General features: G+C 63.8%; 10 protein-coding genes and 1 pseudogene. 8 read left to right on the forward strand and 3 right to left on the reverse strand.

Annotation, left to right across the window (positions count from 1 at the left end; translation table 11 throughout):
* Positions 1 to 31 precede the first annotated feature (31 nt).
* Positions 32 to 445, forward strand: a complete 414-nt coding sequence (locus tag A2J02_RS07010) for a VOC family protein (protein WP_068048536.1) — start codon at positions 32 to 34, stop codon at positions 443 to 445.
* A 3-nt stretch (positions 446 to 448) separates the two neighbouring features.
* On the opposite strand, the gene A2J02_RS07015 is transcribed toward A2J02_RS07010, so the two are convergent.
* Positions 449 to 1,552, reverse strand: a complete 1,104-nt coding sequence (locus A2J02_RS07015; RefSeq protein ID WP_068048519.1) for a S1C family serine protease — start codon at positions 1,550 to 1,552, stop codon at positions 449 to 451.
* A gap of 94 nt (positions 1,553 to 1,646) precedes the next feature.
* Between A2J02_RS07015 and A2J02_RS07020 the strand changes: the two genes are divergently transcribed.
* Positions 1,647 to 2,480, forward strand: a complete 834-nt coding sequence (locus tag A2J02_RS07020) for a DUF72 domain-containing protein (protein ID WP_068048522.1) — start codon at positions 1,647 to 1,649, stop codon at positions 2,478 to 2,480.
* Between the two features lie 41 nt (positions 2,481 to 2,521).
* Here A2J02_RS07020 and A2J02_RS07025 read toward each other — a convergent pair whose 3' ends face one another.
* Complete coding sequence (locus A2J02_RS07025) at positions 2,522 to 3,328, reverse strand: IclR family transcriptional regulator (RefSeq protein WP_068048540.1); 807 nt, start codon at positions 3,326 to 3,328, stop codon at positions 2,522 to 2,524.
* Between the two features lie 109 nt (positions 3,329 to 3,437).
* On the opposite strand from A2J02_RS07025, the gene A2J02_RS07030 reads away from it, so the two are divergent.
* From A2J02_RS07030 to A2J02_RS07050, 5 genes are all read left to right on the forward strand, one after another.
* Complete coding sequence (locus A2J02_RS07030) at positions 3,438 to 4,313, forward strand: isocitrate lyase/PEP mutase family protein (protein ID WP_068048525.1); 876 nt, start codon at positions 3,438 to 3,440, stop codon at positions 4,311 to 4,313.
* Between the two features lie 5 nt (positions 4,314 to 4,318).
* Positions 4,319 to 5,584: a 3-isopropylmalate dehydratase large subunit gene (locus A2J02_RS07035; RefSeq protein WP_442971455.1), complete on the forward strand. Its 1,266-nt coding sequence runs from the start codon at positions 4,319 to 4,321 to the stop codon at positions 5,582 to 5,584.
* Positions 5,581 to 6,129 (forward strand): 3-isopropylmalate dehydratase, encoded by a 549-nt coding sequence (locus A2J02_RS07040; RefSeq protein ID WP_068048528.1) that lies wholly within the window; start codon positions 5,581 to 5,583, stop codon positions 6,127 to 6,129. Before A2J02_RS07035 ends, A2J02_RS07040 begins: the two co-directional genes overlap by 4 nt.
* Complete coding sequence (locus A2J02_RS07045) at positions 6,126 to 7,445, forward strand: MFS transporter (RefSeq protein ID WP_068048531.1); 1,320 nt, start codon at positions 6,126 to 6,128, stop codon at positions 7,443 to 7,445. Before A2J02_RS07040 ends, A2J02_RS07045 begins: the two co-directional genes overlap by 4 nt.
* An 81-nt stretch (positions 7,446 to 7,526) precedes the next feature.
* Positions 7,527 to 8,507, forward strand: coding sequence for an NAD-dependent epimerase/dehydratase family protein (locus A2J02_RS07050; protein WP_068048534.1), 981 nt, complete (start codon positions 7,527 to 7,529; stop codon positions 8,505 to 8,507).
* Positions 8,508 to 8,687: 180 nt separating this feature from the next.
* On the opposite strand, the gene A2J02_RS07055 is transcribed toward A2J02_RS07050, so the two are convergent.
* Entirely contained in the window at positions 8,688 to 9,254 is a 567-nt protein-coding gene (locus A2J02_RS07055; protein WP_068048544.1) for a TetR family transcriptional regulator, read from the reverse strand.
* A gap of 119 nt (positions 9,255 to 9,373) precedes the next feature.
* On the opposite strand from A2J02_RS07055, the pseudogene A2J02_RS07060 reads away from it, so the two are divergent.
* A pseudogene (locus tag A2J02_RS07060) lies at positions 9,374 to 9,602 on the forward strand (MFS transporter); the annotation flags it as partial.

Consider the following 9,602-nt stretch of genomic DNA (forward strand, 5'->3'; position numbering starts at 1 on the left):
GTGGCATGCGCGAGAGCGCGATAATTCGACGATGACATCCTTGGAGCTGACCAGGCAGCCGTTCTCCGGATTCGCAGTCGACGACCTACCCGCAGCGCGGGCCTTCTACGCCGAGACACTCGGACTGACGGTGACCGACAACAAGATGGGCATGCTCGAGCTGCACCTCGGGACCGGGGCGATCGTGTTGATCTATCCGCGTCCGGGGCACGTGCCCGCGCAGTACACGATCTTGAACTTCCCGGTGGACGATATCGAGATTGCTGTCGACGCCTTGATCGCCAAAGGGATTGTGTTCGAGCAATATCCGGACATACAGGGTCGTTCCGCAGGCTCCACTCCTGCCATGGGAACCGACGAGAAGGGAATCTTTCGACACGGAGGCCCGCTGATCGCATGGTTCACCGACCCGGCTGGAAATGTGTTGTCGGTGTTGCAGGACTGACCCTCAAGCTGTCGGGGTTCCCTGGGCGAGAGTGACTGTGCGGGAACTGGTGACACCCGCTTCGTCCACCCACTCCACGACGGCGGAATCCCCGGGGACGCGGCCGATGAGTGCCTCCGACAGATCCGACGAGGATTGCACGTCCGTTCCGTCGATCGCGACGATGATGTCTCCCGCCGACAAGCCGAGAATCTCGGCCGGGGAATCGGAGGTCACCGAGACCACGGCCGCCCCCATCGCCGGCTTGTTCTCGAAGACCGACACATCACGCACCGAGACTCCGAAATACGGTGTGGGGCCCACATGCACCGTGCCGCCCGACTGCCCGGCGATCACCTGATCGAGCACAGCGACCGCCTCGGAGATGGGGACGGCATAGGCCTCGGGTGCCTGCGGTGGTGAGAACTCGGTGCCGTTGCGCGCCTCGTCCGACAGTCCAGCGGTGTTCACGCCCACCACCCGGCCCCAGGCATCGAACAGTGGCCCGCCCGAATCCCCCGATCGCACATCGGCATCGACGCGAATCATCTTGTCCAGAGTGTTGGCCGAACCGTCCACCGAACTGCGTGTACGCACCTGCTGATCGAGAGCCGTGACCGCGCCCGGTGCAGGAACCAATACCCCTGCGCCCGAGGCATTCCCGACGGCCACCACCTCGTCACCCACGTCGGGAAGTGGGTCCGGTGCAAGCTCGACCACTGGCAGGTCGGCCGCGGTGATCAACTGCACGACCGCCACGTCGCGGGACTTGTCGTAACCCAACACGGTGGCGTCGTAGATCAGTCCGTTGCCCATGTGCACTGCACTGATCTCGAGGGCGTTTTCGACGACGTGGAAGTTGGTGAGCACGATCCCGTCGGGGGCGACGACGAAGCCGGTGCCCGCGACGCCGGAAAAACCGGCCGACGCCGCGAGGGTGACGACGGTGGGATCGACGCGAGCCGAGAGTTCGTCGAGGGTCAGTGGTGGCGGTTCGACGACGGGTGCGACGGCCGGTGCCGGATTTGCGACGAAGTCCGCGGTTCCGGGATCGAGCGACGGCGTCGCGAAGAGCCACACGCCGGCAGCGACCAGCGTCAACACCACCGCTCGTCCACCCGACCGCATAGAGACCGATTATGGTCCGGTGGCGATGGTGGTGCCAGCTAGTTGGCAATCACGGCCTGCGGTGCCTGCTTGTGCGCCCGTCTACAGTCTGCTCATGCCCGCGTCGCGTCGACCCCGAGTTCTGATCGGCATCTCCGGTTGGACGTACGCGCCCTGGCGAGGAGATTTCTATCCGGCGGGCTTGGCGCATCGCAAGGAACTCGGGTACGCGTCGGAACATCTGACATCGATCGAGATCAACGGCACGTTCTATGCGATGCAGAAGCCATCGAGCTTCACCAAGTGGCACGACGAGACGCCGGACGACTTCGTGTTCTCCATCAAGGGTGGTCGGTACGTCACCCACATCAAGCGGCTCGTCGGAGTCGAGGCGGCACTCGCGAACTTCTTCGCCACCGGGGTGCTGACGCTGGGCGACAAGCTCGGACCGTTCCTGTGGCAGTTGCCGCCGAATCTCGAATTCGACGCGCAGAAGATGTCGGATTTCTTTGCCATGTTGCCCCGAACGGTCTCTGCTGCAGTCTCGTTGGCGGGCATGAGGGACGACAAATTGGCCGAGGATCGAGTGTTGTTGCCTGCTTCGTCGTCGCGGCCGCTTCGGCACTGCGTGGAAGCGCGGCATCAGAGTTTCGCCTCTGAAGCGGCAGTGGAGTTGTTGCGAGAGAACGATATTGCGTTCGTCGTCGCCGACACCGCCGGCAAGTACCCGTACGTCGACACCCCCACAGCCGATTTCATGTACGCCCGCCTGCACGGCGACGAGGAGCTGTACGCCAGCGGCTACACGGATGCGGCGCTCGATCGATGGGCTGCGAAGATCTCGGACTGGACGGCCACGGGCAGAGACGTCCATGTGTACTTCGACAACGACATCAAGGGCTACGCACCCTTCGACGCAATGAAACTGATCGAACGAATCGGTAGATGAGTATTCGACTCTCTAGCCCATTTCATAGATATGCGGATACTTCAATGTTCTCCTCCTGGCGCAGGTAGGGCCTCTGCAACCCGAGACAGACCCTTTGCGGCGGCCAGAATCGTCGCGACCTTTGCGCTCAGGGCATCGCCCTCGAATGTCTCCGCTCGGCCGCCAACGCTGATCGACGCAATTACCGCGGCATCTCGTCCGAGTATCGGTGCGCCGACGGCCGCGACGCCGGTGAGGTAGTCCGAATTGCTCAGTGCGTACCCCTTCGATCGGATCTGTTCGAGGCGTGCCAGCAACTCGTCCGGCACCGTCGGTGTTCGATCCGTGAAGGCAGGTAGATCCTGGGTGAGCCAGCGGTCGCGAATCCGAGCTGAGAACGCCAGCATGGCCATCGGGCCTGCGGTGGCGTGATACGGGAGAACCGAACCGATGGAAATACCCGCGACCACAAGGGGATTGCTCCCTTCATGGCGATCGATGCACACGGCTCCCTCGTCTGCGGGAACCATGAGATACGCAGTGTCGCCGAACTTTTCCGCAATCTCCGACAGGTACGGTTGTGCCGCACCGCGGATGTCGAGTTGGGTCAATGCCGACGACCCGATCTCGAACACGGGCATGCCGATTCGATACGAGCCCTCGGCCGTCCGGTCCACCCAGCCGGCGTGGATCAGTGTGGTCATCAGTCTGTGCACTGTCGTCTTGTTCATTCGACTTGCCGTCGTCAGCTCGTTGAGCGTCCACACGGGGTGCGTCGTATCGAAATGATCGAGCAGCGTGCAGGCCTTGACCACCGCGCCCACGATGTCGCGGCCGGCGTGGTCGTCGGACTCGGTGGGCGATGCCACGTGTGATCCTTCGATCGGACTGGGAAGTGCTGCCGCCATCCTACGAACCCCCCTTGACTTGTGATCGCCACCACTCTAGTTTCGGAATGCGTTCCGCAATACGAAATGGATGGTGCTCATGACCGCGACACTCAAAGATCTGACCGAACAGGGCCTCGTGTACGCCCCGGGCGTGTGGGACGGCCTGACGGCGAAGCTGGCCGAACAGGCCGGGTTCTCGGCCCTGTGTGCATCCGGCTTCGCCGTGTCGGCGGCCCTCGGGCTGCCCGACGCGGAGCTCTACACGATGACCGAGAACCTCCAGGCGGTGCGCACGATCGGCGAAGCGTCCTCCCTCCCGCTCGTCGCGGACATCGACACCGGCTACGGCAACGCCGTCAACGCGGCGCGGACCGCGGGCCGATTCGCTGCCGCGGGCGTGCAGGGCGTCTTCATGGAAGACCAGCTCTCACCCAAGAAGTGCCCGATCTGCGTTGGCGAGCCGGTGGACCTCATCAGCATCGAGGAAGCGTCGGGCAAGGTTCGAGCCGTCCGGGATTCGCTGCCGGAGCACGTCCTGATGATTGCCCGCACCGATGCTCGTGGCGACGACGCAATCCGACGCGCCACCGCGTACGTCGACGCGGGTGCCGACATGATCATGCCGGTCACGAAGACCTTCGAGACCGCCGACGAGTGGGCTCGCTGTCACGACGAGGTGGGCGTCCCCCTCATGGCGACGTTGACCGCGTCGACGTGGACGGAGCGCGAGTTCACCCCGGAGGTGTTGCAGCAGATCGGCGTTCGACTCGCTCTCCTGCCCACACAGGTGTTGATGGCCGCCACCGGAGCCGCTCGTGAGGCTCTGCGCCGACTGGCCGGCGGCGAAGCGCCGGCCGACGTGAGCGCCGACGCGTTGCAGCACCACGAGTTCGTCGATCTCATCGGCTTTCCGGAAGTCGAGGCAGCGCAACGCAAGTACCTGCCCGTCGACGCGAAGGCGTGATCGGTATGAGTTCCGACGCACTGACGATGGTCGAGAAGATCCTCGGCCGAACCTGTGATGCCGATGTGGTGCACGCCGGGGAGAACCACGCCGTCCGGCCCGCTCGCATGATTGCCTACGATTTCCCCGGTTACACCGACGTGATGTTCCGGCAGATGCGCGAGGACTTCGGCATCACCGAACTCGAGGACCCATCTCGCTACGTCGTCTTCATCGACCACATGCTCACCAAAAAGAACGCCAAAGAGCAAGAGGTACATCAGGTCACGCGAGACTGGTGCGAGTTCTACGGCATCGAGCTGCACGAGGGCCGAGGCATCGGCCACCAGCTCACTGCCGAACTCGGACTCGCGACGCCAGGAGACTTTCTCGTCCACTTCGACGGGCACATCAGCGGAATCGGTGCCTTCGGTGCTCTCGGATGGGGCATCAGGCGCGATCTGATCGAGGCCTGGGTGACGGGACAGCTGTACGTCGACATCCCGGCCACCACACGGTTCGACCTCGTGGGTGAGTTCGGTGCCGGCGTCGACAGTCGCGATCTCGTTCACACGATCATCGATCTGGTCGGTGCCGACGGGTGTGCCCACCAGGTGATGGAGTTCGGTGGTCCCGGAGCGCGGTCCATGAAGATCGACCACCGCCAGGGTTTGTGCGGAATGGCGATGTTCACCGGCGCAGTCTCGGCGATCTTCGAACCCGACGAACTGTCGCTCGCCTACGCCCACGACGTCGCCCGGCAGGCGTTCAACCCCGTGCTCCCCGACGAGGGTGCCGCCTACGCCGCCCGCCACACCATCGACCTGTCGACAATCGTTCCGCAGGTGGTGCAACCCGGTTCGGCTCGCGCAGCCAACACGCACACCGCTGCCGATCTGGCCGGAATCCCGATCACGAAGGCGTTCATCGGATCCTGTGCCAGCGGCCGCATCGAGGACCTGCGCGCTGCTGCACTGGTGCTCGACGGGCGGACTGTCGCCCCCGGCGTCGAGTTGAACGTGGTACCGACCTCCCAGAAGGTGCACGATCAAGCCGAAAGCGAAGGGCTGCTGGACATCCTGCGGTCAGCTGGTGCACACATCGCGGTGTCGAGCTGCGACTTCTGCTTCGGATACCAGAAGCCCCTCGCGGCCGGCGAGAACTGCATTTCCACCGGGGTGCTCAACATCTCCGGGCGAATGGGTAGCTCCGACGCCAACATCTACATGGGTTCGCCCTTCACCGTCGCGGCCAGCGCCCTCGCCGGGACGATCGCGCAGGTGGGGTCGTGAGCGCCTACCCGCCCCCGCCCGACGTCATCGACGGTGCGGTCGCGTGGATATTCGGTGACGACTTCGATATCGACCTGGTCGTGGGCGTTGCGAACATCAAGTCCTACGACCCCGATCATTTGAGGTCGGTCTGCATGGCGGCGTACGACCCGGCATTCGTCGATCGAGTTCGACCCGGAGACGTCATCGTCGGTGGGCGGAACTTCGGCTACGGACATCCGCACTATCCGCCGATGGTCGCGCTGCGCAACCTGGGCATCAGTGCCGTTGTGGCGGAATCGTTCTCACCTGGATTCTGGCGTGGAGAGACCTTCAACGGTATGCCCCTGATCACCGTTCCCGGGATATCCGACGCGGTGGCCGTCGGCGACGATGTCAGACTCGACTGGCGTCGGGCCGAGGTGTCGAAGCAGGACGGCACCACGATCACCGGCCATCCACCGAATGCCCGAACCGTCGCCGTCATCGAAGCGGGCGGTTCGTACGAACTTCTTCTCTCCGAACACCGAAGCAAGCAACCACTCACAGAAGGATCAGCGCGATGACGAACACCGAACACTCCCGCGCAGGAGTTGCACCGCCCAAGGCGGACACCACGACCGCGCGTCGAGCTGCGCTGGCCGGAGGTGTCGGTACGCTCATCGAGTACTACGACTTCGCGGTCTACGGCTTCCTCGCCGTCATCATCGCACCGCTGTTCTTCCCATCCACCAGCCCAGGCGTGTCGATTCTCGCGACCCTGGCCGTGTTCGGCGTCGCCTATGTCGCCCGTCCGCTCGGCGGAATCTTCTTCGGTCGGCTCGGAGACCGCAAGGGTCGTCGGCACGCCCTCGTCATCACCGTGGTGTGCATGGGTGTTGCCTGCGGCATTCTCGGACTGCTGCCGACGCACTCGAGTGTCGGTGTGCTGGCCCCCGTTCTGCTGGTCATCATCAGGCTCGCCCAGGGATTCTCGGCAGGTGGTGAGATCGGCGGTGCCGCAACCTACATCGCCGAGTCGGCACCGCCGAACCGTCGAGGATTCTTCGGGTCCTTCACGCCGGTGGGATCGACTCTCGGCTTCGCGGTCGCCGCAGCCGTCGTCGGGCTCGTGGCTCTGATCACGACCGACGAACAAATGTCGTCGTGGGGATGGCGCATCCCGTTCCTGCTGGCACTGCCCCTGGCCTTCGTATGCCTCCGTGTGCGGCTCAAGCTCGAGGACAGCCCTGAGTTCGAGGAAATGGCAGCCAAGAACGAGGTCGCCAAGAGCCCGTTGAGCGACGTGGTGAAGAAGCAACCGTGGTCTGTGCTCCGCGTCGTCGGCATTGCGATCGCCATGAACGGATCCGGGTACATCGGACTGACCTACTTCAGCGTGTATCTGATCAACGACCTCGGCTTCTCGAAAGATTCGGTGTACTGGACGTCGGCTGTGGCAATTGCATTGGCCTGCGCCACATTCCCGCTGAGTGGGATGCTCACCGACAGGTTCGGCCGCAAACCGGTGCTGCTGTTCGGCTATGTGGCCTACGTGATCATTGCGCTGCCGGTGTTCATGATTCTCGGTGCCACGTCGAGCATTCTCGTCGTCGGCGTCGTCTACTTCGTCTACATGGTGCTCAACGGTGTGGTGCAGGTCCCGGCTTTCCCGCTGTTCACCGAACTCTTCCCTCGGGCGGTTCGCTACACCGGAGTGTCGTTGGGCTTCAACATCGGAACGATCGCGGCAGGCGGAACTGCCCCCTACGTTGCAGCACAATTGGTCGAATCGACCGGCAATGCCATGTCACCGGCGTACTGGGTCATGGGCGTGTGCGTCATCGGTGTAGCGACGGTACTGACCATCAAGGAGACGGGACACAGCAAGCTTCCTGTGTAACCCGAGCCGCTCTGCTGTCAGCAGAGATCCGAACCGGGCGTTCGGCAGAACGGACGGACTGCTCACCGGCACACTGGATTCATGAAGTTATTGGTCCTCGGTGGCAGCGACTTCGTGGGGCGAACTGCCGTCGAACATGCTCTCGATCTGCAGTGGGACGTCACGGTACTCAATCGCGGCACAACCGCGTCGGATCCTCGTGTCACACAACTTCGGGGAGACAGGCGCTCGCCCGACGGACTGAATGAGATCCGAGAAGGTAACTGGGACATAGTCTTCGATACCTGGTCGTGGGAGCCGGACGTGGTGGCGCAGTCGGCGGCGCTGCTCGCCGGTCGAGTCGGTGGTTACGTGTATGTCTCCAGCCGTTCGGTGTACGACGCCCCGCAAGCGGGAGCTACCGAGGCCTGGCCGACGGTGCAGGGGTCTGGCGAGGACTATGCGCGATGCAAGCTCGGCGGCGAGCAGGCCGTAGTCGCCGGCTTCGGAACTGATGCGTTGCTGGTTCGTGCCGGTCTGATCCTGGGACCCTACGAAAATATCGGTCGACTTCCCTGGTGGCTGAACAGAATCGAGCCCGCCGGGGATGTGCTTGCGCCCGGTCCGGTCGATCTGGCACTGCAGTACATCGATGCCCGTGATCTGGTCGCTTGGAGTCTGGACGCTGCCGCCCGGGGTCTCGGCGGGGCATTCGACGTGGTGAGTCGGCCGGGTCACGCCACGATCGGCGAGCTTCTGCAGTGCTGCATCGCCGCCACCCGGTCCGACGCACGCTTGTGCTGGGTGGAGCCGGACGTGCTTCGCACTGCAGGTGTGCAGCCGTGGACGGAGCTCCCGATCTGGATTCCGCCGGGCGCGGATCATGATTCGCTGCATGCATCCGACGTATCGAAGGCATTCGCCGCGGGTCTTCGGACGCGACCGATTCAGGAGACCGTCGCGGACACGTGGACGTGGCTGCAATCGCTGACAGGTCGATCGCCGATGAGGAGTGAGCGACCAGGGGTCGGGCTCTCGGCGGACCGTGAAGCGTCGATTCTGGCGGCCCGCGGGCTCGCGTGAGTCGGCAAGGTGCGCGTAGGGAACAGATGCGCGCGGAATTGTCAGACGCGTTCGGAATCGTCAACGGATCGGTGTCGAATTCGCGCGCGTATGGCGAACGCGCGCGCGTTTGCGGGAAAATCGGCCCGCTACCCCACTATTCGTCACTCTTCACTCGAAGCTAGATATCGATAGACAATGCTACGGAGTGCAGAGTCGCCGGACCGCTGCTTCGATTTTCGACGCCCGGCGCTGGTGTTCGGCGTCGTCGACGGGTCCGCAGTCGCTGCCGGGCGCGGTCATCCAGGCGGAGGTGATGCCGAAGATCATGGTGAACAGGTCGTCGACGGTGAAGGCGTCGGAGATCAGTCCGGCCTGCTGTGCGGCCGCCATGGCGTTTCGCCGCTCGGCGATCACCGCATGGATGTCGTCGGCACCGGCGACCGCCGTGCCGCCTTGAAGTTGCGTCCACAGCAGCAGTCGGTGCTCCTGGGGATTCGCGGCGAGGTGCAGATATTCGCGCGCGGCGTATCCCCCGAGATCGTCGACGGTGAAGGGAACGGACTCCAGGAAGCGCGCGAATCCGTCTTCCACGACGGCCCGGAACAGTGCTTCCTTGTCTCCGAAGTATGCGTACAGGCGTTCCTTGCTCGCCTTGGCCGAGACCGCGATGCGGTCGACCCGTGCGCCGGCCAGGCCGTGCTCGGAGAATTCTGCGCGGGCAGCGACGACGATGCGGGCGCGGGTGGCGCTTGCGTCAGGCTTCATGGCGGCCACCCTACCGCCAACCAACTAGTTCGTTTGACAGGCGGTCCATCGTCGCTTACCTTTTCGGTCGGGACATTTTTCGTGCCCAGAGAATCAACGAGTACGAGTGGGGTAGAAACATGTCGCAGGTCTCCGAACACGGGGCGCTGGCCGAGAATCCGAATTACGAACGCCGCTGGTTGGTGCTCTGCATCGTCGCCATCACGCAGCTCACGATCGTGTTGGACGGCACCATCGTCAACATCGCCCTGCCGCAGGCGCAGATCGATCTCGGCATCAGCGACACCAGCCGCACCTGGGTGATCACCGCATACGCGCTGGCGTTCGGCGCGCTGCTGCTGCTCGGTG

The organism is Rhodococcus sp. EPR-147, assembly GCF_001647185.1.
In the GTDB taxonomy this organism is placed as follows: domain Bacteria; phylum Actinomycetota; class Actinomycetes; order Mycobacteriales; family Mycobacteriaceae; genus Rhodococcoides.

What these genes read in the sequence shown, in the direction of transcription:
- A2J02_RS07010 (WP_068048536.1), top strand. Translation starts at nt 32, where the DNA reads ATGACATCCTTGGAGCTGACCAGGCAGCCGTTCTCCGGATTCGCAGTC.
- A2J02_RS07015 (WP_068048519.1), bottom strand. Translation starts at nt 1,552, where the DNA reads ATGCGGTCGGGTGGACGAGCGGTGGTGTTGACGCTGGTCGCTGCCGGC.
- A2J02_RS07020 (WP_068048522.1), top strand. Translation starts at nt 1,647, where the DNA reads ATGCCCGCGTCGCGTCGACCCCGAGTTCTGATCGGCATCTCCGGTTGG.
- A2J02_RS07030 (WP_068048525.1), top strand. Translation starts at nt 3,438, where the DNA reads ATGGTGCTCATGACCGCGACACTCAAAGATCTGACCGAACAGGGCCTC.
- A2J02_RS07035 (WP_442971455.1), top strand. Translation starts at nt 4,319, where the DNA reads ATGAGTTCCGACGCACTGACGATGGTCGAGAAGATCCTCGGCCGAACC.
- A2J02_RS07045 (WP_068048531.1), top strand. Translation starts at nt 6,126, where the DNA reads ATGACGAACACCGAACACTCCCGCGCAGGAGTTGCACCGCCCAAGGCG.
- A2J02_RS07050 (WP_068048534.1), top strand. Translation starts at nt 7,527, where the DNA reads ATGAAGTTATTGGTCCTCGGTGGCAGCGACTTCGTGGGGCGAACTGCC.
- A2J02_RS07055 (WP_068048544.1), bottom strand. Translation starts at nt 9,254, where the DNA reads ATGAAGCCTGACGCAAGCGCCACCCGCGCCCGCATCGTCGTCGCTGCC.